This window comes from Acinetobacter lwoffii, from assembly GCF_029024105.1.
GTDB classification, from domain to species: domain Bacteria; phylum Pseudomonadota; class Gammaproteobacteria; order Pseudomonadales; family Moraxellaceae; genus Acinetobacter; species Acinetobacter lwoffii.
The window spans coordinates 500,839-526,364 of record NZ_CP118963.1 but is presented as its reverse complement, the minus strand read 5'-3'; the positions used below and the strand labels follow the sequence as shown (position 1 = coordinate 526,364).

Sequence of the window (25,526 nt, the reverse complement as noted above, 5' to 3'; positions counted from 1 at the left end):
GATGCGATTAACGACCAAACAGATTATTCAACGTCTGGGTGAAACTGACCAATTGTATTTAAAAGGCAATACGCCGGAATTAACGCTTGAACGTGCTGATCTTCGTTTACAGCTGGTGACTTTAAGTGAACTGCGTCAGGAACAGCGACATTTCCTGCAAGAAGCCGTAGTGTTGCTGGAACAAGGCCGGGTAGAATTTGAAGAAATGCCGCTGCGCATGTATATCAACCTATCTTTGCATCTGGCCAAGGCTTATATGATGTTTTTTGAATTGACCAAAGAGCACCATTTCGCCCTGATTACTCAGCAAATTTTAAAGCCAATGGCCAGTTATGAACATGGGGACATTTATTTCTTTCTGGCCTATGCCAGTGCCAGTAAAAATGAGCCGGCCCTGACCCGCCACTGGTTAGGTAAGTACACCACCACTGCCGAATTTGAGCTGGAATTATTACAGCAGCATCATGCATTTAATGATTATCGTCAGCACGAATGGTTTAACAAAATATTAAAAAGCAAAATGCATTAAGCCAAAGAACAAAAACGCCTCAAATGAGGCGTTTTTTAATACAAGCTATATCATCTTATTTTAAATATCAGAAAAATATAGGAAAAATGATCAAGCAGGTTGACGTCTATAAGCGTCCATGTGCAGTTGCTGATTCAGTTCATCGACCCAAATTGCCCAATCATCATCTTGTACCAAATGGCTGATTAATAAAGAACGCTGGGCTTTATTCCAGAATGGCGCATCATGCAAGGACAGCCCTGCTGGCAGTTGATGGGTGCGTACATACAATTCAATAGCCGCAGGACTATTGGCGAGACCGAGCTGAGAAAACAAGAGCTCTAAGGATGGTTGGTTCTTTGCGAGCATCGCGCCCTCCTTATATCAGATAAATTGTAATTATTTATAGATCTAACTTATAAGATAAGACAAAAAAAACCTAGTCCTTTGACTAGGTTTGTTGTTTCTTTTTGTATGAATGCATTTAAACGCTTTGTTTGTCGCTTTCCACATGTAAAAGCTGATTTAACTTGTCAATAATGACAATCCATTCATCATCTTGGTGCCAATGTTCACGCAGGAAGGCACTTTGTCCCTCACTCCAGAATTCGGCATCTGGCAATGCGACTTCAGATGGCAATTGATGGGTATGGGTAAATTGATTAATTGAGGCTTCATCAGAAGGCAAACCCAATTGTTCAAATAATAATTCTAAAGTTAACTGTTGTTCCGTAAGCATAAATAGACTCCATCGTAGCGTTAAATTATGAGCGTGTTGAGATTCGAATTCTTAGGTTGATTTATGGCTGGGTATGTCACAGGAACCTGAACCCTCTGCCTCAATATGTAATTGTTCATTTAACACATCGACAAAAATGGCCCAGTCATCATCTTTCTTCCAGTGACTGATCAGAAAGTCATGCTGTGATTTACTCCAAAAGGGAGCTTTATGCAGCGGTACATCCATACCAATTTGATGCGTACTAATAAACTCATCAATGGCTTCCGGACTCGAATCCAGACCCAATTGTTCAAAGAAAAGTTCGAAGGTAGCGCGTTGCTCTAACATCTGAACCTCCATCTTTTTATCTATAATCTTGTTTCTACCTTAGATGGCTCATAGCGAAAACTCAGTTGTCTCTCCTTCACAGCTTGTTATTTTTTGTTGATTAAAGTGAGTGATATAAAAAAAGCACCCCAAATGGAGTGCTTTTTCAACTTAATCTGAAAAGATCAAATTATTTAAGCATGTCAGCAATTGCTGCGCGCTCTTCTTCAAGTTCATTCAACGTGAAGTTGATACGCTCTTGACTGAATTCGTCGATTTCTAGACCTTGAACGATTTTGTATTCACCGTTTTCAGTCGTTACAGGGAAACCGAACATTACGCCTTCAGGAATACCGTAAGAACCGTCAGAAGGAATACCCATAGTTACCCATTCGCCGTTTGTACCAAGAGCCCAATCGCGCATATGGTCGATTGCAGCGTTAGCAGCAGAAGCAGCAGAAGACAAACCACGTGCTTCGATAATCGCAGCACCACGTTTACCAACAGTCGGAAGGAATGTATTTGCATTCCATTCTTGGTCGTTGATCATGTCTTTAACGCTTTCGCCGTTAATTGTTGCAAAACGGTAGTCGGCATACATGGTTGGAGAGTGGTTACCCCAAACTGTAAGATTTTTGATGTCTTTAACCGCTTTACCAGTTTTAGCAGCAATTTGAGATGCAGCACGGTTGTGGTCAAGACGTAACATTGCAGTGAAGTTTTTCGCTGGAAGATCTGGAGCAGATTTCATTGCGATGTAAGCATTCGTGTTTGCAGGGTTACCAACAACTAGAACTTTAACGTCACGGCTTGCAACTTCGTTCAATGCTTGACCTTGACCGATGAAGATTTCACCGTTCACTTTAAGCAGGTCAGCACGTTCCATACCTGGACCACGTGGACGTGAACCAACTAATAACGCATAGTCAGCATCTTTAAATGCAACTTTAGGATCATCAGTACCGATCATGTCTTCTAGTAATGGGAATGCACAATCTTGAAGCTCCATCATTACGCCTTTAAGCGCTTGTTGAGCTTTCTCAAAAGGAACTTCGAGCAATTGCAAAATCACTGGTTGATCTTTACCTAGCATTTCGCCGCTTGCGATACGGAATAATAGGCTGTAACCAATTTGACCTGCAGCGCCAGTAACGGCAACACGAACTGCTTGCTTCATCTAATTATCTCCAATTGAGGATATTCAATGCGATTAAATAGTTAGTATTTAATCTAATAATCGTAAACGCGAAAGATTGTACTCCAATCCTTTGCCAGATGCATATAAAAGAGGACGGATTTCACCTAAAGTCTGATAGGAAATATAAATTAAATCGGCAAAAAAGCTCAGTATGTTCCTTTTATTGTGACAGTTTTTGGGCATGTATTAATAATGTTGGCAGGACAGGATTTGTAATTGCCATTGGGGCGATAACAGACCTTGATCGAGGTAAGCACGCTAGCTGACTGAGTCTGCTGGCAGTTGAATCGCAAGGCATTGCTCGGTAATTTCGGATTAATTTTCACAAATTTCGCCCGTAGTACCTCGACAGAAATCGTAATATTTTCCTGTTCCGTCAGTTCCGTCGGTACTTTCAGACGGTCAGCATAATTGATAATCGTGCGGAAATACTGGCTGGCATTCATCGGCACACAGCCGCCGATATTGCGCCATAACAAGGTTCGGGTATTCTCATCCGGCATGATTCTGGCCACTACCTTGGATTGCAGTGGTGACAGCTTTGCAGAACTGGTGGTCGTACAGTTTTGTGATGTGGTTTGAGGGTATAAGCCAGAGATATTCAGCGAATAGCCTTCCAGACATTTTCGTTTCTTGGCATATTCCGGGTACAGGCTACATAAAGCCGGCACCAGTTGTACATCCATGACATAGTCTGTCGGCGTGGCGAACGCTGCCGGACTGCTGGTAAAAACCACCAGTGCCACCAATCCGGCCCAGACTCGACGATCCTTCATTAGTTTCATGAATAAACCACCATCCCCCCAATAATTTTAATTTTATTGTGTATTACGTAATGGTATCAGTTGCATGCGTTTACCTACCGACTGTGCCCCCTGTCCTAACAAGATGCCATAATGCGTGGCATTGGTCATGACATGTTTCACATAATCTCGGGTTTCGAGTAAAGGAATACTTTCAGTATATTGATCTGCGGCAATCCCCTGAAATTCTGGCTGCCAGCGGCGGGCACGGTTTGGACCGGCATTATAGCCTGCCGTTGCCAAAACCGGACTATCACTGAGCTGACGCTGAATCGTAGATAAATAGAATGTTCCGTAGCGAATATTGGTGTTCATATCAGTCAGTGCTGCCGGATTATAAGCTTCACCCATCTGACGCGCCACCAGCTTGGCCGTATCCGGCATGATCTGCATCAGACCACCCGCGCCCACATGTGAACGTGCCACCGTATTGAAACGGCTTTCCTGACGCATCAAACCATACGCCCAGGCCGGATCAATACCTGCATTTCGGCTATGACTGACCACATAGTTCTGATGCGGCATCGGATAGCGGTAGTGATAGTTATGTTTGCTTGCAGTACGATCAGCAGCATAAATGGCCCGATCATGCCAGCCCATGTCCATGGCCCGTTTTGCTGCTGCCAGTAACAGGTCATCGTCATGTTTAAGATAAGCCTGACGCACCGCCCAGTTCCATTCCCGGTTAATGTAGTTATCCGGGGCACTGATATTACGTAAAGTGAAAGCACGGCGGAAATGAATATCCTGATTCAAACGCTGCATGGCCTGACTGGATGGCTGCGCTGGATTGGGGGTACTTGCAGTCACCTGTCCCAACTTGTCACGTGCCAAAAGATTGTGATAGTCATCCCCGGTTGCCAGTTTGCGATAAATACTTTGAGCGGTCTGTTTAGAACTACGGTCTGAACGCTGTTCGCTGGCACGTGCCAGCCAGTATTGCCAACGATCTTCCTGTTTCTGGTTGACGCTCATGCTGTCAATAGCACGGATCAGACTTTCCCAGGCACTAAAACGAATCGCCTGACGCGCATAAATCTCGGCTTCTTCCGGGCTAAATGGCAGACCATAGCTGGCATCTAGCGCATTTAACACTTCACGGTTGAAGTTGTTTTTCATCACTGTGGTACCACCGATATAACCGACAGCACGATATAAGGCGCGTTGTACCTGTACTGGTGTACCTTCCGCGGTCCGCTTGACGATAGACAAAGCTGAGTCCAAATCGCTATCGGCCAGACGTCCCAGCGCATAAATCAGATAGGCATGCTCTGCCGCAGTACTTTTAGGCGCAGACCACAAATAATTAGTGGGATTGGCCTGAATCGAATTCAGTTGTGCCAGAGACAGATTTAGACCAATGCCTTGCGCTGTCGCAATGGCCTGACCTGACTGTCCGGCACGAAGTTGTCCCCAGAGTCGCTGCTGACGGTCTTCTGAGGTCATGAGTGGACTGGATAGCATCATCCGGCCTAAACCAGTACAAGAATCAGGCTGGCTATTGGTAGTTAACCAGACTTCTTTAAACTCGGCATAGACCAGTTCATCGCCAGCTTTGGCGCGCACTTGTGCCACTGCACAGGCTTCGGCAGGATCAGCATTGGTTACATAAGGCAATACCGGTTGAGCAGTACTAAAGTCTGCCATTTTTACCTTTTCTTCGACATAGTCTGCTGCCAGCTTTTCAGCCATGGCGGATTGAGGGTAACGCTGGGCAAAGCTGATAATCTGACTAACAGGCTGCATGGCAAGATTCTGGTTTAAAATCCAGTATTCCGGATAATAGCCCAAGGCATCATTCTGCATAGACAGACGATATTGCTGTAACAGTTCAGTATTACCTGCATTGGCTGCACGCAAGGCATCATTAAATTGTTCTTCTGCTGCCTGTGTACTCGCTGAACAGATACATGCCACACTTAAAGTAATTAATTTATAGTATTTATACATAGTTTTAGTGTGTTTCAACATCCCTTTGCCTTCTATCATCGATTTTATGCTTTGCCCATGTTGCATATCATAAGAGCTAGTTTGAAGATTATAACCAACTCTATTGTTCAGTTATGTAACCTTATGATTAAGCAATATTAATCTACAGACAATTTTTGCCCATAAATCAATATTTTTCCACAGTTAATTTGGGCTATAAGTTTAAGCGACTTTCCTGCTAAAATATGCGCCTTTCCAAGATTTCAGTCTGTGAATTGAATTTTTATTCACCTGTTTGATGCATCAATCAGGCTGTTCGTTCACTCTTTCAACGTATTACCTTGTAGGAGCCTACATGACGGTTCAAACCTTCATTCCGAATGGTGCCCCAGCTGCCTCAGAAAACACTGTTACCCAGCCAGCGCACACCCCTGTTAGCGATGCTTCAGTGAAAAAGCTGTACATCGAAACGCAAGGGTGTCAGATGAATGAGTACGACAGTCACCGTATGGCAGACCTGTTAGGCGATTCCCATGGCTATGTGCTGACCACTGATCCGAAAGAGGCCGATATTCTGTTGATGAATACCTGCTCGATCCGTGAAAAGGCACAGGAAAAAGTATTCTCCGAGCTGGGCCGCTGGCGCAAGCTCAAAGACAAAAATCCGGACCTGATTATTGGTGTCGGTGGTTGTGTGGCATCTCAGGAAGGTGACAACATCCAGAAACGTGCCAATTATGTCGATATGATTTTTGGCCCGCAAACCCTGCACCGTTTGCCACAAATGCTGGATCAGCATTTTGAGCAGATCGAAAAGCCGAAAAAAGAAAAAATCAAACTGGTGGATATTTCCTTCCCGGACATCGAGAAATTCGACTTTCTGCCAGAGCCGCGTGTAGAAGGTTATAAAGCTTTTGTATCCATCATGGAAGGCTGTTCTAAATACTGTTCTTTCTGTGTTGTACCTTATACCCGTGGTGAAGAAGTTTCTCGCCCACTCGATGACGTACTGGCGGAAATTGCCGGTCTGGCTGAAAAAGGCGTGCGTGAAATTTCGCTTTTGGGTCAGAACGTGAATGGTTATCGTGGTGAAACCTTTGAAGGCAACATCTGTACCTTCGCAGATTTATTACGTCTGGTCGCTGACATTCCGGGAATTGGCAGGATTCGTTATACCACCTCGCATCCGCTCGAATTTAATGATGACCTGATCCAGTGTTACCGCGACCTTCCACAAATGGTATCGCACCTGCACTTGCCAGTACAAAGTGGCTCAAATGATGTGTTACAAGCGATGAAACGTAACCACACTATTGATGTCTACATCGAGAAAATTGCCAAGTTACGTAAAGTACGTCCAGACATGCATTTATCGTCGGACTTTATTATTGGCTTCCCGGGCGAGACCGATGAGAACTTTGAAGAAACGTATCAGTTCATCAAAGATCTGGATTTTGACCATTCCTATAGTTTCATCTATTCAAAGCGTCCGGGTACGCCTGCGGCAGAACTGGAAGATACAACTCCGGAAGATGTGAAAAAAGAACGTCTGGCCAAAGTTCAGCAATGGATCAAGCGTTCCAGTATTGACAAGACCGATGCCATGCTGGGTACGCTGCAACGTGTGCTGATCGAGAAAGTTTCTGATAAAGATCCGAATATTCTGGTGGGTACTGCGGACAACACCCGTTATGTCAACTTTATTGGTGATCCTGCCTGGGTCGGCCGCTTTGCCGAGATCGAAATTACCGAAATTAAAACTTTAAATTTAGTTTACGGTGAGCTCTTGAATCTTGAGCCTGACGTGGCGTAATGTAGAGCACATAACGTACACTTCTATAAGGAACACTCTTGACTGCAGCGATTCGACGTACAGTAGCTTTTCCTGGAATTTCGATGGACCGTATACAGGCCATGTTAGGTGCTTACAACGGTCATTTGAAACAAATTGAACAACGATTAGATGTCAAAATCTCCCATCGGGGAGAAAGTTTCATTATTGATGGTGAAATCGATGCTGTTGAGAGAGCTGAGCTGCTCTTGCAACGTCTGCATGAAGAATCTGAACAGAGTACACAGATCAGTGCAGACACCTTGCATCTGATGATTCAAGGCAGCCAGACTGACCGCGAACTTCAGCAGGATCTGGAAGATCAGGAGCATACCGGTCTGGATGCGGTCTGGTTACAGACCCGTAAAGGCCGGATCAATCCGCGCGGTGCAAACCAGAAGCGTTATGTGCAACGTATTCTGCAAAGTGATATTTCCTTTGGTATTGGCCCGGCAGGGACAGGTAAAACTTACCTTGCCGTTGCTGCCGCCGTCGATATGCTGGAACGTAACGAAATCCAGCGGATTTTATTGGTACGTCCTGCCGTCGAAGCCGGTGAAAAACTCGGTTTCCTGCCGGGTGATCTCACCCAGAAAATCGATCCATATTTGCGTCCGCTATATGATGCCCTGTATGAAATGCTCGGCTTTGAAAAAGTAGCCAAGCTGATCGAACGTCAGATTATTGAAGTGGCACCACTGGCCTATATGCGTGGTCGTACCCTGAACCATTCTTTCGTAATTCTGGATGAAGCGCAAAATACCACCCCTGAACAGATGAAGATGTTCTTGACCCGTTTAGGTTTTGGATCACGTGCGGTGATTACCGGTGACGTGACGCAGGTGGATTTACCACGTGGCCAGCAATCTGGTCTGTCACATGCTTTACGTGTGATTGACAAGATTCCTGAAATTCACATTACCCGTTTCCATTCCCGTGATGTGGTACGTCATCAACTGGTACAGAAAATTGTTGAAGCCTATGAAGGCTGGGACAGTGAGCAGCAGCGTTTAAGTGCCGAAGCACGTGCCGAGCGTAAAGCCCGTCAGGAAGCCTTGATCGCTGAAAATGATGCTGCGGCAGATGCACAGCATTAAGTTTATTTAAGGATTTGTTTTGAAACTGAGTCTTTCCCTACAACAGGACTTTCAGTCACCTGAACTGGTACTGAAACGTGCATATATCAAAAAAGTTGTAGAAACCAGCTTACGTCATATCGGCACACAAAGTGATTGCGAAATTGGTATTGCCTGTGTCGATCATGACGAAAGCCATAAACTGAATCTGGAATATCGTGGCAAGGATAAACCGACCAATGTGTTGTCTTTTCCAAGCGAACTGCCAGATGAAATGGCGCAATTTCTGGATGCATTTCCGATTGGTGATCTGGTGATTTGTATTCCGGTGGTGCTTGCTGAAGCAACTGAGCAGCAAAAACTTCCCCTCACCCATTTCACCCACATGCTGGTTCATGGCACCTTACACTTAATGGGTTATGACCATGAAACCTCTGATGAAGATGCTGACGAGATGGAAAGCATTGAAATTGAGATTCTGGCCAAACTGGGTTTTGAAAATCCTTATCTGGAACGAAATTAAGATTAAAAAGAAAATGAAGGAAGCGGGCTCAGGCTCGCTTTTTTATTGTTTCCCCTCACCCCAACCTTCTCGCATCAGGAGAGGGAGTTTGAATACCTATCGCAATGGTAGTTCTCCCTCCCTTTGGGAGGGAGTTAGAGGGAGGGTCAGTGATATAAACTGAAAGAATTAACGCACCTCAAACTCAGCTTCGGCCGGATCAAAACGCCAGGTACGAATAACTCGTAGTTCGGAAATTTCCTTCATTTTGCTATCGAAAGCACCAAATGGCGCCGCCTTACGCACGGAAGATTTCGCGGCCTCATCCAGCATGGCATGTCCTGAACTGTCAATTAATCGAATCGCTCGAATTCCGCCATTCTGGTTCAGGATCACCATCAGACGCACTTCCCCTGCCAGATTCTGCTGTTTGGCGGCTTCCGGATAATAGCGGTTACCATAAAATTCCACTTTCTGACGGAACTTTTCCAAATAGGCAGCCGAGACATCCTGCTTGGCCTGGATGCCATCGACTGTTTTAATTTTTTGCTGACGACTGAAGTTTTGCTGGCGCTGTAAATATTGTGCTTCCAGACTCGCCACCATCGCAGCTTTGGCCTGAAACTGGCTTTGCAGCTGTTCCTGCATTTTTTTACGCTGATTTTCTTCTGCCTGCTTTTGCCAGCTCAAGGTAGTCATCAGCACTTTTTCTTCGAAACTCAGCTCCCGTTGCTGTTGCAGCATATCCGGGCTTTCTTTTTGCTCTTCCCCCGCCTGCTGCTCCATTAACGGCGATGGCATATCACTGGACATGCGATGCGCTTCTCGAAACTGACCGGAACCCTGCTGGTTGGTTTGAGCCAGAAAATCAGCATGTTCAATATCTTCATCCGTCTGTCGCAAACTGACGGCGATTTCTTTGGTGCTGGTATCCCGATCTTGCGGCATACCAAATTCCAGGGTCAGCACGATCAAATGCAGAATGCCTGCGGCAAGCATCGCACTGCTAAACACTGGATCTTTCCACCAAGTTCTGACCAGAGGCATGAGTATCATTGTTTTTTCACATTCGCCCAAACTCAGTACTGAGTTCAGTTCCCCAAAAAAAAGTATTTGAAAGCTTAAAAATAAACGGATTCGTCATTTATCTTTTTAAAATGCCAAATCCATCAAATCTTCAACGTTACATAACTAAAACTATAAAAATGGTGCTATTTATTTTGCTAAACTTCAAGCATGAACGCTTGTATTTTTCATACAATTCGACAAGATACATCCCGAGTCAAAAATAAAGTTGCCAGGACGCTTCAGTATGCAAACGCTAATTTCCAATATTTCCAACCGAATCCGCCAAGTGTATCAGAGGGCGGAAGGATTTATTGAAGATGAGCGTGAATTTCCCCTATCGCAAGTCTTCCTGAATGCAACCTTTCAGCGCTTTGTCACAGACAATGTCGATGCATTGAAAGACTTACACGCAGATTTACATGAAGACTGGCTGCGTCTCTACGCAACACTAGATTATAAAGGCTTGATTGTCACTTTATCGGTTGATTTGAAACTGGTACAGATGGAACTGAATAAAACTACCCAGTTGATCGTGTTCGAGCAAATTAGTGATACTCAGCTGATTGAAGCCAAATACCCGAATATGCTGTATAAACTTGGCGTGCGTTTTGGCCTGTTCTTCTATCAACGTGTTTTGAATAAAGATCCTTTGGGAATGATTCTGGAAAAACTGGGCGTAATTAAAGTCATCGATGACTTGCTCTATCTCGATTTAAATCGCTGGTTAGGTAAAAGCCGATCTGTCATTGATACCTTAAGCAAAGTTCATGTGAATCACGCAGTACTTCGTGAAGCCGAACTGGTGGTGATTGGCAACGTCAATCTGGCCGCCCTGTTTAGAAAACTCTCCCAAGATCAGGAAGAGAACTGGGATGAAGACGAGATGGATGATAACCGGGTCACTCCCATCAAACAGAAAGATCCTTCTTAAATCATGCCGAACGTAGTTTTTGAACAAAAGCTCCATAAAACTACATGAAATATACATTTTTGGCAGAAATATCCCTTCAATTTCCATATTTTGCCCAAATAATAAAGGGTGCAATAAGTGATATGTTTTGCCCGTTGAATCAATATAGGAAAATAACTGATGGCGAAGACTGTATTCAAAACTTTAGTGATGACCACGGGTCTGAGCAGCGCGATACTGTTCACTGGTATTTCTAGCCAAGCTTTTGCCATGACTCCTTTCCAGGCCAGTTATCAATTTAGCTATAATGGCAAGAATATGGGTTCTGCAACGCGGACTTTAAGCAAATCTGGCAATAACTGGACTTATGTCTTTGCTGCAAAAGCCGGGGGTATTGCCTCTGCAACCGAAACCAGCCGCTTTACTTTTAATAATGGCAAGATCGGATCAAGCAGTTTCAGTCGCAGCAGTAAAGTACTGGTGCATAACAACACCATGAGTATTAATTTTAATCCTTCCAGCAAAACTATCAGTACCAAGAAAGACGATGAAAAACGTTCTTTTGCCTGGAGAGCAGATGTTCTGGATGAGTTGAATGCAGAATTGCAAATTCGTGAAGACTTAAAAAATTCAGGCCTGAAAACAAATTACTATATCGCTGATGCCAAAGAAATTGAAGGCCGTAAGTTTGTCAAACAGGGTTCAGAGACTATAAGTACCAAATACGGATCTTTTAATACCATTAAAGTGGTGATGAAACATAGCAAACCAGGTCGTGAAACCATTTTCTGGCTGGCACCAAAACTTGATTATCTTCCAGTCAAAGTTTCGCATGTTGACAAGAAAACCTCCTATGGTTTGCTGTTAACTGACTATAAAGGTGCAAGCAACTAAGTTTTTGGCGAATTTCACTTGATTTTTTCCGGGTGCTTTTTACAATACGCTTTTGCTTGAAAAAGCACCTGCTCTTGAGGATTCTCCCGTGCATGCACTAGAACAGAAAATCTTGGCTGAAGGCATCGTTCTCTCTGAAGAAGTTTTGAAAGTAGATTCTTTCTTAAACCATCAGATTGATCCAGTCATGATGCAACTGATTGGTCAAGAATTTGCGCGTCTGTTTAAAGATGCTGGTATTACCAAAATTATTACGATTGAAGCATCAGGTATCGCACCTGCAGTAATGGCCGGCCTAGAGCTTGGCGTACCGGTGATCTTTGCACGTAAATACCAGTCTTTGACCCTGAAAGATGATTTATATCGCTCTAAAGTCTTTTCATTTACCAAACAGACTGAAAGCACGATCGCGATTTCAAATAAACACATCAGCTCAACCGATAAAGTTTTAGTGATCGATGACTTCCTGGCCAATGGTCAAGCCGCTTTAGGTCTTGCAGACCTGATTCACCAGGCAAATGCAGAAGTAGTCGGTATTGGCATTGTGATTGAAAAATCATTCCAGCCAGGCCGTGAGCTGCTGCTTGAAAAAGGCTACCGTGTGGAATCACTGGCACGCGTAAAGTCTTTGACAAATGGCACAGTTGAATTTGTTCGCGACTAAGCTCGCCAATGAATTTTAAAAGAGCGCTGATGCGCTCTTTTTTTATTGTGTTTTTCTGATGATATAAATTTAAAATATCCAGAGCTCGGCTATAGCTCAGCCTAAGTTCTTATTTATTCTTCCAGATTTGCTCCTAGATAAATGGCTTAATCTTAAGCTCCAGGCTATTCAATTTCTGAAATAGAGAGTGTCAAACAAATAAGTACTTTTTTATCCGATGAATAAACAACAATTTATGTGGATGTTATTATAAAATAAAGAGGCCTAACTATCTGCCAATAGTTAGACCTGTGTTCACCTCGAAAAAAGAGTTTATTTAACAGTCACAGTGATACTACCGCTATTCACAGCACCGATAGCGGTAGTTGTGATGCTGTTGTTAATAGCAGTTTGAGTTCCTTCTGTAATAGCACTGACAGATGCATCAATAGCACCCGCATTATAGGCAATATTCGCTACACTATAATTGCTTAAAGTTTCATTGATTTCCTCACTATAGTCAGTACTTAGTGTCGAACTCACAACTTCCGAGATATCTGAACTATCCGCAACCTCTGATAGCTCCTCTAGAGTTTCAGAATTATTAGTTGCACTCGTTACTTCACTGTAGTCGTAGTTATCCGTTGCATCTGATATGTCTGATACCACCTTATTGTAGCTACCCTGCTCAATACTGATACTACCTGTATTCGCGGCACCAATCGCAGTAGTTTCAATTGTACCTTCAATTGAACTAATGGCGTCTGGTGCTTCTCTTGTAGCTTCTGCAATTGCTTCTAAATCGACACTTGCATCAACATCACCTGTATTCACTGCAAGATTCAAAGCAGAACCATTTTCAACCTGCTGAGAAATAGAATCCAGGGTAGCTTGTAAGCCTGTATCTACGGTGACATCAGTAGGTGTTTCACCATCTTGGGCGTATGCCATACCTGCGCTAGACAGAAAGGCGACGGATAAAGCGATTGTTTTGATCGTATTTTTCATCGTTGTTCTTCCTACTTTTGTTTTGAAGTACCTCTCGCTAAGTACTCCTTCTTATAATGGGAGCGAGCCCATTTTTAAATATTCTTAATCACGTTGGGTGCTAGACCAGTAATTTTCGACCACATCAGGATTAACCTCCCATAGCGTTGTGGTTTTTTCATCTTCTTGTTCTTTAGCAGCTTCTTCTTGAGTATCTTTTTCTTCATTCTTTTCATTTGAAGAAGGTTGACGCTGCTTCTTGCTGATATATTTAATCAAGTCCTGTTTACTCATTTCAGGCTCTGCTTCAGGGTTTTGAATCACCTCGGACTCTTTCTGTTTAGGTGGTTTCGTATCTTTGCTTGGGGAGTTGGTTGACTTATTTTTTTCATTAGATGAGTCTGCCTGGCTTGAGACTGACTCCTGAACAGCACTGCTTGAAGCTGTACTATTTTGTTGCTGGTTTTTCTTGTATTTATGCAGTGCAACAGAACTTCGGGTTAAGTTCAATTGACCAAACTCTGGCGGTATCTGCGCACGGCAACTTTCAAATACGGCGGGTGGGACAACCTGACTCAGCAATTCAAAAGTGGCCAGATTCAACATTTGCCGCAAGGCAAAGTTAGTTGCCTCTCGTTCTCCTTTTCCAATCTGAATATTTAAGAGTGTACGACCAGCGAATCTGCCTGCACTTAAGCCATAATCCTGTGCAGCAATTTGCTTCTGCAATGAAACATTGCCCACGACTTTACTGCTGCGGGTATCAGTCAAAGATAAATCCAGACCGACCATAATCCGGGTTTGACTATAATTCGGACCGACACCAGCGATCTGCATGTCAAAACCACCACCCGGAATAAAATCCAGACTGTTAATACTGCCTGTCACATAATAATCAGAAGCTTGGATTTGTCTTGGATCACGAATGCCCCACTTGGCTTCGCTTTCGATAATCCGGGGATCACGCCGGTTCATTAAGCTTACCCCCGCCTGAAACAAGGCAGATTGCACCATATCTCCCGCACCTTGGGTCACCATTTTTCCGCTACCACCATTGGTAACTACATCCTTACCGGTTTGATCCAGAATTGCCCCCACGGAGAAACTCACATCACTACGTAATTGTCCTTTTAGGCAGGATAAAGCCATATCAAAAGGGGTAAAAATATCGGTAATTGGGGGGCCTTGTACCAGGCTAACTGGCTTCTTGTTTGAGGGCGCTAAACCCGTGCAGCCTGTTAAAAAAGAGCTGAAAAGGACAGTGGCACTCACGAAAGATATATGTCTTCTGGTCGAGGAGAAATTCAACATTGTGATTCTCCTGGTCTGTTACTTAAATTAAAACAGCGCTGAGGATTTTGGTTGGTATTTGAATTGACTGGTGCTTCATTCAGCAACTCACTCGTAATATCGATACTGTTGTCTGTACCCTCTACATTGATATTGTTGGTCGGGGTATTTACCGTCCCGATGGAAGTAGTTGAGGTGCTATGAACGGTGGTTTTACCTAATCCGGAATAATAGTCTGACTCCTTAAGTTCGATCAGATTGGCTTGAACTAGATTCTCATTGGAACGGGCACTGGATGATTTCCAACGCTGAGTCCACTCATCAGAGGTGGCATAAGCGTTACTCAGAAAACATAAACCTAATAAACCCAGATTGATAACTAATATTCTCATAATCTTAATATCCTCTGACTTAAGATATTTATTTAATTTTTCATTTAAGTAAGATTAAATTTATCTGAAAAATATTAAATCACATAAAATTATAAAATGTAAAACTTATCCCTATTCACTTATTTTTTTTGTTTTATTTAAAAATATAAATTATTGTTTTTATTAAATTAATATATATTTGTTTATTATTTTTGATTTGTAAGAAATCATTATATAAATTTTTTTTGAATATAAAATTCATCCAAAAAACTTGATTAAGATAATATATTTTTTATATTATCAATAATCAAAAATTTATCTAATAAAGATTAGAATTATTATACTTTTTATATTTTAAAAGTCGTAAATTTTTATTTTATTAGAACTTCTATTTAATAAGGATAAATGTCACGATTTATTTAAAATATAATTAATCAATTACAATGAAGGTGACTTATAAAGAAACGCCAATATTCAGGTGTATTTTGGCTGAAAACTTGAATAGACCTGATAAGAACTCGTTTACATATTTTTCGACTTCCCTTCCTTTTTCATTTCGAATCCAGAAATGGCCTACCTAAGATCGCAATATTTAGACTGATGAGAGAAGAACATTTCTGATGATCTTGAGATTTGCCATTTCCTCAATGACAGGTTAAGAATTGCGTTAATCAACCAAGAAGGCATATATTTACAGCTGAAATACAATGTTTTAGCGTGAACTCAACTAGAATCAAGTGAGTATGCAATGTTTCTGATTTGCGAATTCAAAACTTATCTAGTGTGTTGTTGTATGTTATGAATAAGTGCTGATCAGGGCACACATCCTATTCCCGACAAACCTAAAACAAGCACATCTCAATCCTTGATGGAACAATCTATGCAATGTCCTAAATGTGGCTCAGCTGATATCGAACAGCGCGATCATGAACAGAATTTAAAGAAAATTGGCGGCATTCTCATGAGTTCAGCGGGTGCAACTGCAGGGACTGTGGGTGGCGCTGCTTCAGGTGCATCGATTGGCGCTGCAATTGGTACAGTAGCCGGACCTTTAGGTGTGATTGTCGGCGGAACCGTAGGCACTTTTGTCGGTGCAATCAGTGTCGGGATTACCGGCGGTGTGGTCGGTAATTTTCTGGGGAAAAAAGCCGGGGTTTCTGTCGACCGTAATCTGTTTCAGGATTATCAATGTCTGAAATGCAAATACAGATTTAGTCAAAAAGATCAAAAAGATCAAAAAGATCAAAAAGATCAAAAAGATCAAAAAGATCAAAAAGATCAAAAAGATCAAAAAGAAGCCTAATAAAATTCAGGAAATGAAGTTCATTCTTCATTTCCTGTAAGTGCTTGTCAGACTCGATTGAGTTTCAGTACCACTTCACCTAAACGCTTGCCTTGTACTTCACACAGAATTTTTTCATCCTGACTCAGGCCCTGATCATGCCGTGGGCCGCTGACATGACTAGCGCCATAAGGCGTACCACCAGTTTTGGTATTCGAGAGTGCCGGTGTTGAGTTACTAAGCCCCATGATCATCATGCCATGATGAAATAACGGCGGCAGCATGGTGAGTAAAGTACTTTCCTGTCCGCCATGCATGGAACCTGATGCCGTAAACACGCAAGCCGGTTTACCGTGTAGCGCTCCATTCAGCCACAGACTCGTGGTCTGATCCCAAAAATATTTCATTTCAGAGGACATATTGCCAAAACGGGTCGGTGAACCGAGCGCCAGGCCGGCACACTGCGCCAGATCATCCAGAGTACAGTAAATATCCCCTTCTGCCGGAATACTCGGTTCAGCAACTTTTACCATACTGGAAATATTTGGAACTGTCCTGATTTTTACTGCCACGCCTGCCGCTTCAATTCCATTGGCAATCAGATGCGCCATTTCTTTGGTTGAGCCATATTTGCTGTAATATAAAACAAGGACATAAGGTTGCATCATGGTTCTTATTCATTACTTAAAAAAATAAAACTATACGATACTTTGCAAGTTTTTTGGTTAAGCTGATGATGAAAATTCATGATGATTAAAAAAATTGAGATTGGATGCAGATGATTGTTAAGTATTTAAAGAAATTACCTTTCTATGAAAAACACTGGTTTCAATTTGTTTTATTTGTACTTCGACGCTTTGAAGCAGACCGCTGTCGCGAACAGGCAGGTTCCCTAACCTACACTACCTTGTTTGCGGTGGTGCCGATGCTGACGGTTTTTCTGGTAATTATCTCTTCCATTAAAGCGCTGGAACCTGCGCGGCAGCAATTACAGCAACTCATCTATAGTAATTTTTTGCCCAAAACCACCATTGCCTTTGATAAAGCCTTGAATGCCTTTACCGATAAATCAAGCAATCTCACCATCATTGGTATTCTGTTCTTGTTTGTGACGACAGTATTGATGCTCAGCAGTATCGAAACGGTGTTTAACCGCATTTGGCGTGTGACTGAAACGCGAGGCGGGATTATGGGCTTTATGCGTTACTGGACCATCATTTCGCTAGGGCCGATTTTACTCGGCAGTGCGTTTGTGATTTCCTCGACCGTGGCATCCATGAGCATTCTCAGCAATAACTTTGCCGGTTATGAGCTGGATGGTGCCTTTGTTCTCTGGGCAATTTCCTTTTCTTTGACTGTACTCGGATTTTTCATTTTGAACTGGACTATCCCGAATCGCAGTGTACCGCTTAAATCTGCCTTTATTGCCGGTCTGTTTAGTGCCGTGGTGTTTGAGCTACTGAAAAACCTGTTCGGCTATATCATGTCGAACTTCACCAGTTATGAAATTGTCTATGGTGCCTTCGCCGCCGTGCCGATTTTCCTGCTCTGGATTTATCTGTCGTGGATTATTGTGTTATTGGGGGTTGAAATCAGTTATGCCCTGACAGCGTTTGAATCTGGTCAGGACAATAAACGCCATCCCATCGTCATGCTGCTAGATCTGTTAGAACTCTTTTATAAAAAACAGAAAACCGGTGAAAGCATCAGTGAAGCACAAGCGCTTGAAGTGCTGGGCCGAGATGAAATTGGCCGCTGGCCGAGCTATGTCGCCATGTTTGAAAAGCAGAATCTAATCAAACGCACCGATGAGAATGAATATGTGCTGGTTCGCGATCTGGATCAGGTCAGCTTCTGGAATTTTTATCTGCAATTGCCTTATCCACTGCCACGCAAAAACCATCTCACCAATGCCCAAACTGATGATATCTGGATGCAAAATTTCTCACCTAGATTACAGGAAACCGATCAATATCTGGAAGAAAAACTCAATTTTCCATTATCCGAACTGTTCCGACATAAATAAAAAAATCCTCTCGCTTGAGAGGATTTTTTTTAACTGATAGCGGTAGATTTCCAGCAAACAATCGCACCTACGCTTACCAAGGCTGTCCCGATCCAGAAACTGAGTTCGGGCCTGACATCCAGAATCAGCATCGACATGACTGAAGAAAAAATCGGCATAAAATAGGTGGCTAAAATCAGCACCTTGATATTGCCGAATTGCATGCTCTGATTCCAGTTACTATAGGCGATACCAATCAGACTGCCTACCACCGTAATTCCCAGCCATAGCTTGAATGTGGGCATGATAAAAGGTTCATTTAATCCTAAATGTAAGAGCCATAAGCTGATTACAGCGACCAAAAAGAAAATCGGTACACCATTTTGTCCGCGGCCGTAGGTTCTGGTCAGAACGCAATAGCAAGGCCATAACAAAGCGCCGAGAAAGGCAAAGCCATAAGCCCAAGGATTTTCAGCTAAAACCTGCATAAACTTCGGCAGATTAGTGATTTCTGGATTGACCACCAGCATCAGTCCCATCACAGCGAGCAGAAAGCCTGGAATCACCCAGAGGCGGGCCTGCAACTGTCGGGCAAAAATCGAAAAAACAATCATCAAGGGTGGCCACAGATAATTGATCATGGCAATCAGCATCACCTGTTCACGATTATCCGACCATGCCACAGCAACCAGAAATAGAATCTCATAAGCCACAAATAAAGCGCCACAACCGAGCAGATAACGCTTGGACATTTGCGTGATTTTTGGAAAGCCGGTGAACGCAAAAATCGCCAGACTGCTAAAACTATAAATTAAAGCAATCCCCTGCACTGCACTTGTAAATTCAGTAATCAGTTTCACTACGGCGACCAGACTGGCCCAGATCAGAATAGAAGACAGACCAATCCAGGTCGCTAAATTTACAGACCAGATTTTCATGCTTGCTCTTGAATGCTTTTATTGATATTCGGTTTTTTCAGCCATCCCTGCAAACTCACTAGAATCACACCCAGCATGACCATACAGGTGCCGATAATAAAATTGATTTCGATATGTTCATCCAGAATCAGTACGCCGAACAGCATGCCGAATACAGGGGTCAAAAAGGAAAATACCCCTAGACGCGATGCCAGATAATGCTTCAGCATCCAGAACCAGATCAGATAACTGGCAAAGGAAATCAGCACGGTATGAAAAACCAGACTGGAAATAGACAACACCGTCCATTGAATGGCTGCTTGTCCAGTCAGAACAGCCAGAGGCAATAACAGCATTCCACCTATCAATAATTGATAGAACAAAGTCTGGGTTGCAGGTGCTTCAGCCAGTCGGCTCAGACGTACACTGACTGTAGTGGCTGCCCAGAATACGCCGCCAAGCAAAGCCAGAAAATCTCCCCACAAGGCATCAGTTTGTAAAGTTGATTCTGTCTGTGGACGTAACAGAAAGCTGACTACAATTCCGCTAAAGGCAAAAAATATTCCGCCCCATTGCACAGAAGACAAACGCTCTGCCGGCAATTTCCAGTGTAAACCCAAAGCCACAAAAATCGGCGCGGTATAAAGTAAAACAATCGTATGCGAGGCTGAGGTATAACGCAGTGCCTCACCAATCAGATAGAATTCGGTTGCAAACAACACACCGACTAGTAATCCTGCAGGTAAATAGCGTGCATTCCAGAGTTGACGGCGCACGCTCTGCTGAATCAGGGGATAAACCATCAGCGCAGATAAGGCTGAACGCAAGGCAATTTGCATCAGGGCTGAAATATCACTGGCGGCCCATTTCAATACCACCTGTTGTAAACCCCACAACATACACAATACAAACATGATGGCAGATGCTTTGGCATCTAATGCCTGACGCTGGCTCACATACGGTCCTGTTGCTCATTTGGAAGGTACACTATAAAAGTGTCAGAAATAAAAGATATACTTCAAAGTAGACAAATGATGGTGTTATTCAGGCAATTTCGGTGATGCATAAAAAAATCCAAGCAGATTCAGCTTCGCTCAAGCAACTTCCGACCCATGATCTGATTCAAGCACCGCTCTGGCTCAGTTTCAGGGAGGATCCCGCGCAATCTGTTTATCCGCTGCATGGCCATGCCTGGGGAGAATTTGTCTATGCTTTTCATGGCGTGATGGAAGTGAATATTAATCATATAAATTATGTGACACCTTCACCTCACGGCATCTGGCTCCCGCCAAATTTAGAACATCGTGGTCTGAACCGTACCGCAGTTTCTCATGGCACCCTGTATGTGCATGAATCACTATGCAGCCAACTGCCCACCCAACCCGGCATCCTGCTCAGTGCACCTCTGGTCACCGCTTTATTCACCCACCTGAAACAACTGCATCAGCAAGACCATCCAGCACTCGAGAATTCAGTTGAATATCAGCGTCTGCTACAGGTGCTGCTCGATCAGCTGCAGCAAGCCCAACTGGTCAGCAGTTATTTACCACATTCAGAACATGCATTGCTGAAACAGATTTTAGATTATTTACATCAGCATCCGGCAGATCAGAGCTCGCTGCAGCAACTGGCAGAACGCGTCAATTTAACCGAGCGGACGCTAGCGCGATATAGCCAGAAAGAACTGGGAATGTCACTACATGAATGGCGGCAACGCCTGAAAGTGATGCAGGCCATGTCTTTATTAAATTCAGGTCATAGCGTTGAAAGCATTGCCTTTGATCTGGGCTATGCCAATGCCTCGGCATTTATCAACATGTTTAAACGCTGGATGGGAAGCACCCCTGATCAGTTTCGCAAGCGTTATACTGTTAATGATTAAAATTATGCATATGAAAAAGGAGCCAATAGGCTCCTTTGATTCAAAGTTTTGGTTATTTCACAAAAGTCGTCCAGACATAATCCTGAGACTGACCCTTCAGCGTCATTTTCAGTTGATCACCGGAATGTAATGCTGCAACACCTGCCGGTGTACCAGTCATCACCACATCCCCTTCTTCCAGAGTAAAGACCTGACTGATGTCAGCCAGCAAGGTCGCAATATCAAAAATCAATAAAGCGGTATCGCCTTTTTGACGTAGCTCATCATTGACTTCGAGTGTGTAATGCACATCTTTCCAGTCAGTGACTACATCGGCGACAGGCACCCAGTCCGACAACAAACAAGAACCATCAAAGGCTTTGGCACGTTCCCAAGACTGGCCTTTTTTCTTGAGATCATCCTGTAAATCACGCAAAGTTAAGTCCAGACCTAAAGTCACCGCACCCACAGCTTCAAGTGATTTCACAGGATCGCTTTCTTTGCTTAAAGTCCGGTCAATGCGCAAGCTGAGTTCACATTCATAATGACAATTGCCCCATTCCGGATTCCATTCAATGCCTGCTTCGAGCGAACTTAAGGCACTCGGTGGCTTGATAAACAATACCGGACGATCAGGGATCGCATTGCCGAGTTCTTTGGCATGATCGGCATAACTGCGACCCACGCAAACGATTTTGGATGGACGTGTGCTCATGATCAAAACTTCCCTTTTCCTTTTATAGATATCTGAATTATTTTTTAAATGTATGCTCGAACATACTCTGTTCAGTGCCGTCCTTAAATGCACGCTTCGGCACAATAACCACGGTACGGTTTTTTAATTCCAGCATATAAGTGAGTTTACCGACAGCAAAATTCTGCACTTCGCTATATGGCACCAACTTACTACGATCATTATTAAAAATTTCCGCATAGTCCTGATACAAATCAATACCCTGTTCGCTTTTACCAAACTGATATTTAACAAACTGACGTTTAAACATCATCGGCAGGAACCAGTAACGCATAATACCTTGCAGGAGCAGAAAGAATGCGCCCAAAGCCACGTAATAACGTCCGACGCCATCAAAACCCATCGAGAAACCCCAGATGATGATCCCGATACTGACCAGAGGCGTCAGAAAACGTGAAATCTGCTTTTTACCAAACGTCGCCAGGGCAAAACCATCCTGAGATTCTTCTAAAGTCAGAAAATAACGGGTCGATAAAGTCGGTGCTGACTCAGTCATAGCATCACATCAAAAATAAAATCTTGCCCAATACTATACCAAAATATCCATAGCGCTTATGGCCTGTCGCATCAATTACATAACTTTGCTTTGGAAATACGTGCATTTGGTTTTAAATAAACAGCAATTAAAACAAAAAATACGCAACAGGATGTTGAATGAAAGGATTAAAGCAATGCATGCTCATCGGTGTTTGTTTGGCAGTTTCTGTCCCAGCACTGGCCAAGATTATTCCTTGGAATGCCGAATTGCCGAGCAGTCTGAGTGCTTATCAGGGCAATGCCCAGCAACTGGCAGAATTAACCGGCGAGCGGATTCTGATTTATGCGCATCCAACCAGTAAAACCCAGCTCCCCACCTTAAACAATAATGCAGCCAGCAAGACACAGTTTTATAGTGCAGCTGTGGTATTGCCTGTGGCTGAAGCTCAAGTTGAAAAATTGCTGCGCCATTATCCAAATTATGTGGGTCTGTTTCCAACTTTAAAGTCAGCCAAAGTGCTAGAGCAGCAGGGTTCGATTCAGCAGATTAAATATCAGGTTCATATCCCGACCCCGATTCCGGTGTTAAACTTTAAAGAAACTGTAGTGATGCAGCATCATCTGGGCGAAAATAGCATCAGCACCTTAATTATTGATGCGCCGATTCCCTATGGTGCGGGAAAACTGGAATGGTTTGCACTGGGTCCGCATAGAACGCTGGTGACTGTCACCCAATGGGGCGACCTGAACCAGCCCAAAGGCTTTTTATTCAGTAAAATCCTGAATGCGCTGCCTGAAGCCAAACTCGGCATTCCGCCGAGCACCAATGCATTTCTGCTGGAAGCACTACAACAACGCTTTAAAACCGAGCATACAGCAGCACTAGCAACTCCGATTCCGCAACTGAGATTCAACCCTCAACAGCTACAAAAAATTGCCCAGATCAGCCAGAAGTCTGGTCAACCGGTCAGTTTCATTTTGCCGAGCTATCAGGTCAAAGAAGGAAAAGTCTCAGAAAATTTAAGATTTAGTAGCACCTATCAATATTTTGCGCATCCGGTCGAAAAATTGCGGCCGTGGTTAGCAGCTGAAGCAACCCAGCAGCTTTTCCCCCGGCAGATCAAGAAGGTCGAACTTAATCCGGTCAATACCCAGAATATAGATGCCAACTATAAGGTGTCGGTCGGTTTAGGGGTGATTCAGATCCTGTTTAATTTCAAGATGCGTTTTTACCAGCCTGATGCCCTGCAAAACCAGTTTAATGCCAATGGTGGCGACTTGAAGTTTGTGAAAGGTGGCATGCGCTTATTACCGCAGTCACAAGGTACCTTATTTCAAATTACCAGCAGCATGAAGATTCACGATCAGGCGCCATTCTTATTAAGAGCCATGCGCAGCATGCCCTATCACGATGTTTTACCTGCGGTAGGTGGCAATACCGTTTATGCACTGAAAGTGCAGCAGAAATTAAGATGAGCAGGAAGCAGAGAGTTATTGGTTTTTTATATGAAAAATAGTTAAAAATCACAGACGTAAAAAAACCGCATCAACGTGCGGTTTTTTCAGAATTCTTATCAAGATTGGTGCGCTCAGAGAGATTCGAACTCCCGACCCCTTAGTTCGTAGCCAAGTGCTCTATCCAGCTGAGCTATGAGCGCGACGTCTTGATGGGGTGCATTATACGAGCTTTTTCAGTCTTGTTAAGTGTTTTTTAATAAAATCACAACTGAATGTACAGTAATTAAACGATGCATCAAAATTTATAGTTTTCTGCTGAAAACTTCTACGGATTTAGAGCTAAAAGCACTTAATTAATTCAACCAAGAAGCCGGATTTTCCAAAAAATTCCAGCACTACGCAATGGGTCAACCTTAAGTATTCTCAACCAGGTATCCAGCCAGAATAGAATTCGAATATAAAACAATCGTCACCCTTGTACGCTTTATCACTCGCCTATTGTTCCAGTCTTTACTGCTCCTGCTCTTTGATAATGCGTAAACACAATACCATTTGAGCTGGCCAAGTGATCTATCAATTGAAAAGCGGCGGGTATTGATTCATGGCTAAACAGGCGTTTGCCAACACCCAGAATGATTGGAAAAGTCAGCAGACGAAGTTCATCCACAAGCTCATATTTAAAAAGCGCCTGTACCACTGCAGCACTGCCATAAACTCGAATATCCCCCTCTCCTGATGCTTTAAGCTTGATTACCTCATCAATGCTTTTCAGAAAAAGGGTATTTTGCCAGTCGGAATCCTCCAGACTGGTAGAAAGGACATATTTATTGACGTCATTAATTCCCAGCCAGTCTTCAGTATGTGTGGGCCAGTAAGATTCAAAAATCTGAAAAGTATGTTTCCCTAAAAGAATATCGGAGGGCTGCATCCATTTTTGCATAATGAAATCAAATGCCGGATCAGGTTCCCCGTTAAAATACGGTGCCACCCAGCCACCATATTGAAAACCACCAGATAGATCTTCTTCCGGGCCGCCGGGCCCCTGCATCACGCCATCGAGGGTCAAAAATTCCTGGACAATGATTTTTCTCATCACGATTGCCTTTATTTTTATTCACTCGCCTGAGACTTATTTTTAGCACGTGCTGTCTGGTGTTTCTGTAAATTTTAGGCACAAAAAAACCGCAACATGTGCGGTTAATTGTTCAAGTTGGTGCGCTCAGAGAGATTCGAACTCCCGACCCCTTAGTTCGTAGCCAAGTGCTCTATCCAGCTGAGCTATGAGCGCGTAACTTGTGTGCCTAGGTTGGCAATACGTTTTTTCTGCTTAACTTACTTGGTGCGCTCAGAGAGATTCGAACTCCCGACCCCTTAGTTCGTAGCCAAGTGCTCTATCCAGCTGAGCTATGAGCGCGCGACGTAAGTAAGCGTGGCGGTGAGAGAGGGATTCGAACCCTCGATACAGTTACCCGTATGCGTCCTTAGCAGGGACGTGGTTTCAGCCACTCACCCATCTCACCGTAACGTGCGGCCATAATACAAATTTCGGCATGGCACTGCAAGCGCAGCATCAAAAAAAAGTGCATATTTTTGCTCGTTTAAATACTTTTTAAGCAATTCCTCGATTTTTCGTGCATTTTGATAGTAAAAAAACTGCATAAATTTCCAGTTATCGAAAATTAACAGAAAATTGAAAACTTAAATGGATTATTGC

At 43.4% G+C, this 25,526-nt stretch carries 27 protein-coding genes and 4 tRNA genes; 11 read left to right on the top strand and 20 right to left on the bottom strand.

Annotated elements, in window-relative coordinates:
• The first annotated feature begins 1 nt into the window (after position 1).
• Positions 2–529, top strand: a complete 528-nt coding sequence (locus PYW33_RS02415) for a hypothetical protein (protein ID WP_004281425.1) — start codon at positions 2–4, stop codon at positions 527–529.
• 90 nt (positions 530–619) lie between these two features.
• Here the strand turns inward: PYW33_RS02415 and PYW33_RS02410 are convergent, their stop codons facing one another.
• The 6 genes from PYW33_RS02410 to PYW33_RS02385 all read right to left on the bottom strand — a co-directional run bounded on the left by PYW33_RS02410 (position 620) and on the right by PYW33_RS02385 (position 5,507).
• Positions 620–877: a DUF2789 family protein gene (locus tag PYW33_RS02410; protein WP_004645106.1), complete on the bottom strand. Its 258-nt coding sequence runs from the start codon at positions 875–877 to the stop codon at positions 620–622.
• Between the two features lie 115 nt (positions 878–992).
• On the bottom strand, positions 993–1,247 hold the full coding sequence (locus PYW33_RS02405) for a DUF2789 family protein (protein WP_004645105.1): 255 nt from the start codon (positions 1,245–1,247) through the stop codon (positions 993–995).
• A 51-nt stretch (positions 1,248–1,298) separates the two neighbouring features.
• Positions 1,299–1,577, bottom strand: a complete 279-nt coding sequence (locus tag PYW33_RS02400) for a DUF2789 family protein (RefSeq protein WP_004645104.1) — start codon at positions 1,575–1,577, stop codon at positions 1,299–1,301.
• A gap of 169 nt (positions 1,578–1,746) precedes the next feature.
• A complete protein-coding gene (locus PYW33_RS02395; RefSeq protein WP_004645103.1) occupies positions 1,747–2,733 on the bottom strand; it encodes a malate dehydrogenase in 987 nt (328 codons plus the stop codon).
• A 167-nt stretch (positions 2,734–2,900) separates the two neighbouring features.
• Positions 2,901–3,539 carry a ribonuclease T2 family protein gene (locus PYW33_RS02390; protein WP_004645102.1) on the bottom strand — a complete coding sequence of 213 codons (639 nt, stop codon included), beginning with the start codon at positions 3,537–3,539 and terminating at the stop codon, positions 2,901–2,903.
• Between the two features lie 33 nt (positions 3,540–3,572).
• Positions 3,573–5,507 (bottom strand): lytic transglycosylase domain-containing protein, encoded by a 1,935-nt coding sequence (locus tag PYW33_RS02385; protein WP_016807089.1) that lies wholly within the window; start codon positions 5,505–5,507, stop codon positions 3,573–3,575.
• A 334-nt stretch (positions 5,508–5,841) separates the two neighbouring features.
• Between PYW33_RS02385 and miaB the strand changes: the two genes are divergently transcribed.
• From miaB to ybeY, 3 genes are read left to right on the top strand one after another with little or no spacing between them, the layout of a single operon-like run.
• The gene (miaB, locus tag PYW33_RS02380) at positions 5,842–7,299 is read left to right on the top strand and encodes a tRNA (N6-isopentenyl adenosine(37)-C2)-methylthiotransferase MiaB (protein ID WP_004645100.1); all 1,458 of its coding nucleotides are present in this window, start codon (positions 5,842–5,844) and stop codon (positions 7,297–7,299) included.
• A gap of 38 nt (positions 7,300–7,337) precedes the next feature.
• The gene (locus PYW33_RS02375; protein ID WP_004645099.1) at positions 7,338–8,414 is read left to right on the top strand and encodes a PhoH family protein; all 1,077 of its coding nucleotides are present in this window, start codon (positions 7,338–7,340) and stop codon (positions 8,412–8,414) included.
• A gap of 19 nt (positions 8,415–8,433) precedes the next feature.
• Positions 8,434–8,916 carry an rRNA maturation RNase YbeY gene (gene ybeY / locus PYW33_RS02370; protein ID WP_004645098.1) on the top strand — a complete coding sequence of 161 codons (483 nt, stop codon included), beginning with the start codon at positions 8,434–8,436 and terminating at the stop codon, positions 8,914–8,916.
• Positions 8,917–9,084: 168 nt separating this feature from the next.
• Here the strand turns inward: ybeY and PYW33_RS02365 are convergent, their stop codons facing one another.
• On the bottom strand, positions 9,085–9,942 hold the full coding sequence (locus PYW33_RS02365; protein WP_004645097.1) for an energy transducer TonB: 858 nt from the start codon (positions 9,940–9,942) through the stop codon (positions 9,085–9,087).
• A gap of 265 nt (positions 9,943–10,207) precedes the next feature.
• On the opposite strand from PYW33_RS02365, the gene PYW33_RS02360 reads away from it, so the two are divergent.
• From PYW33_RS02360 to PYW33_RS02350, 3 genes are all read left to right on the top strand, one after another.
• Positions 10,208–10,894, top strand: coding sequence for a hypothetical protein (locus tag PYW33_RS02360; RefSeq protein ID WP_004645096.1), 687 nt, complete (start codon positions 10,208–10,210; stop codon positions 10,892–10,894).
• A gap of 159 nt (positions 10,895–11,053) precedes the next feature.
• Entirely contained in the window at positions 11,054–11,767 is a 714-nt protein-coding gene (locus tag PYW33_RS02355) for a DUF3108 domain-containing protein (RefSeq protein ID WP_004645094.1), read from the top strand.
• An 88-nt stretch (positions 11,768–11,855) separates the two neighbouring features.
• Complete coding sequence (locus PYW33_RS02350) at positions 11,856–12,431, top strand: xanthine phosphoribosyltransferase (RefSeq protein WP_004645093.1); 576 nt, start codon at positions 11,856–11,858, stop codon at positions 12,429–12,431.
• Positions 12,432–12,743: 312 nt separating this feature from the next.
• Here the strand turns inward: PYW33_RS02350 and PYW33_RS02345 are convergent, their stop codons facing one another.
• From PYW33_RS02345 to PYW33_RS16985, 3 genes are all read right to left on the bottom strand, one after another.
• Positions 12,744–13,418 carry a hypothetical protein gene (locus PYW33_RS02345; protein WP_004645092.1) on the bottom strand — a complete coding sequence of 225 codons (675 nt, stop codon included), beginning with the start codon at positions 13,416–13,418 and terminating at the stop codon, positions 12,744–12,746.
• Positions 13,419–13,502: 84 nt separating this feature from the next.
• Positions 13,503–14,708: a CsgG/HfaB family protein gene (locus PYW33_RS02340; protein WP_004645091.1), complete on the bottom strand. Its 1,206-nt coding sequence runs from the start codon at positions 14,706–14,708 to the stop codon at positions 13,503–13,505.
• Positions 14,702–15,079, bottom strand: coding sequence for a hypothetical protein (locus PYW33_RS16985; RefSeq protein WP_004645089.1), 378 nt, complete (start codon positions 15,077–15,079; stop codon positions 14,702–14,704). Before PYW33_RS16985 ends, PYW33_RS02340 begins: the two co-directional genes overlap by 7 nt.
• 847 nt (positions 15,080–15,926) lie before the next feature.
• Here PYW33_RS16985 and PYW33_RS02330 point away from each other — a divergent pair.
• Positions 15,927–16,361 (top strand): hypothetical protein, encoded by a 435-nt coding sequence (locus PYW33_RS02330; protein WP_016806774.1) that lies wholly within the window; start codon positions 15,927–15,929, stop codon positions 16,359–16,361.
• 47 nt (positions 16,362–16,408) lie between these two features.
• On the opposite strand, the gene wrbA is transcribed toward PYW33_RS02330, so the two are convergent.
• Positions 16,409–17,005 carry an NAD(P)H:quinone oxidoreductase gene (gene wrbA, locus PYW33_RS02325; RefSeq protein ID WP_016806775.1) on the bottom strand — a complete coding sequence of 199 codons (597 nt, stop codon included), beginning with the start codon at positions 17,003–17,005 and terminating at the stop codon, positions 16,409–16,411.
• Between the two features lie 113 nt (positions 17,006–17,118).
• Here wrbA and PYW33_RS02320 point away from each other — a divergent pair, with 113 nt between their 5' ends.
• The gene (locus PYW33_RS02320) at positions 17,119–18,366 is read left to right on the top strand and encodes a YihY family inner membrane protein (protein ID WP_004645086.1); all 1,248 of its coding nucleotides are present in this window, start codon (positions 17,119–17,121) and stop codon (positions 18,364–18,366) included.
• A 29-nt stretch (positions 18,367–18,395) separates the two neighbouring features.
• Here the strand turns inward: PYW33_RS02320 and yddG are convergent, their stop codons facing one another.
• Both yddG and PYW33_RS02310 read right to left on the bottom strand, forming a co-directional pair.
• On the bottom strand, positions 18,396–19,283 hold the full coding sequence (yddG, locus tag PYW33_RS02315) for an aromatic amino acid DMT transporter YddG (protein WP_004645085.1): 888 nt from the start codon (positions 19,281–19,283) through the stop codon (positions 18,396–18,398).
• Positions 19,280–20,218 carry a DMT family transporter gene (locus PYW33_RS02310; RefSeq protein ID WP_004645084.1) on the bottom strand — a complete coding sequence of 313 codons (939 nt, stop codon included), beginning with the start codon at positions 20,216–20,218 and terminating at the stop codon, positions 19,280–19,282. Before PYW33_RS02310 ends, yddG begins: the two co-directional genes overlap by 4 nt.
• Before the next feature lie 104 nt (positions 20,219–20,322).
• On the opposite strand from PYW33_RS02310, the gene PYW33_RS02305 reads away from it, so the two are divergent.
• Entirely contained in the window at positions 20,323–21,144 is an 822-nt protein-coding gene (locus PYW33_RS02305) for an AraC family transcriptional regulator (protein WP_004645083.1), read from the top strand.
• Positions 21,145–21,196: 52 nt separating this feature from the next.
• On the opposite strand, the gene PYW33_RS02300 is transcribed toward PYW33_RS02305, so the two are convergent.
• Positions 21,197–21,838: a fumarylacetoacetate hydrolase family protein gene (locus PYW33_RS02300; RefSeq protein ID WP_004645082.1), complete on the bottom strand. Its 642-nt coding sequence runs from the start codon at positions 21,836–21,838 to the stop codon at positions 21,197–21,199.
• 37 nt (positions 21,839–21,875) lie between these two features.
• Complete coding sequence (locus PYW33_RS02295; protein ID WP_004645081.1) at positions 21,876–22,373, bottom strand: YcxB family protein; 498 nt, start codon at positions 22,371–22,373, stop codon at positions 21,876–21,878.
• A gap of 158 nt (positions 22,374–22,531) precedes the next feature.
• On the opposite strand from PYW33_RS02295, the gene PYW33_RS02290 reads away from it, so the two are divergent.
• Positions 22,532–23,830 (top strand): hypothetical protein, encoded by a 1,299-nt coding sequence (locus PYW33_RS02290; RefSeq protein ID WP_004645079.1) that lies wholly within the window; start codon positions 22,532–22,534, stop codon positions 23,828–23,830.
• Positions 23,831–23,935: 105 nt separating this feature from the next.
• Here PYW33_RS02290 and PYW33_RS02285 read toward each other — a convergent pair.
• The 5 genes from PYW33_RS02285 to PYW33_RS02265 form a co-directional block, all read right to left on the bottom strand.
• Positions 23,936–24,012: transfer RNA gene (locus PYW33_RS02285), tRNA-Arg, on the bottom strand.
• Between the two features lie 287 nt (positions 24,013–24,299).
• Positions 24,300–24,905 (bottom strand): dihydrofolate reductase family protein, encoded by a 606-nt coding sequence (locus tag PYW33_RS02280; protein ID WP_004645078.1) that lies wholly within the window; start codon positions 24,903–24,905, stop codon positions 24,300–24,302.
• 118 nt (positions 24,906–25,023) lie between these two features.
• Positions 25,024–25,100, bottom strand: a tRNA-Arg gene (locus tag PYW33_RS02275).
• 49 nt (positions 25,101–25,149) lie between these two features.
• Positions 25,150–25,226 (bottom strand) — tRNA-Arg (locus tag PYW33_RS02270).
• Positions 25,227–25,242: 16 nt separating this feature from the next.
• Positions 25,243–25,332: transfer RNA gene (locus tag PYW33_RS02265), tRNA-Ser, on the bottom strand.
• Positions 25,333–25,526 lie beyond the last annotated feature (194 nt).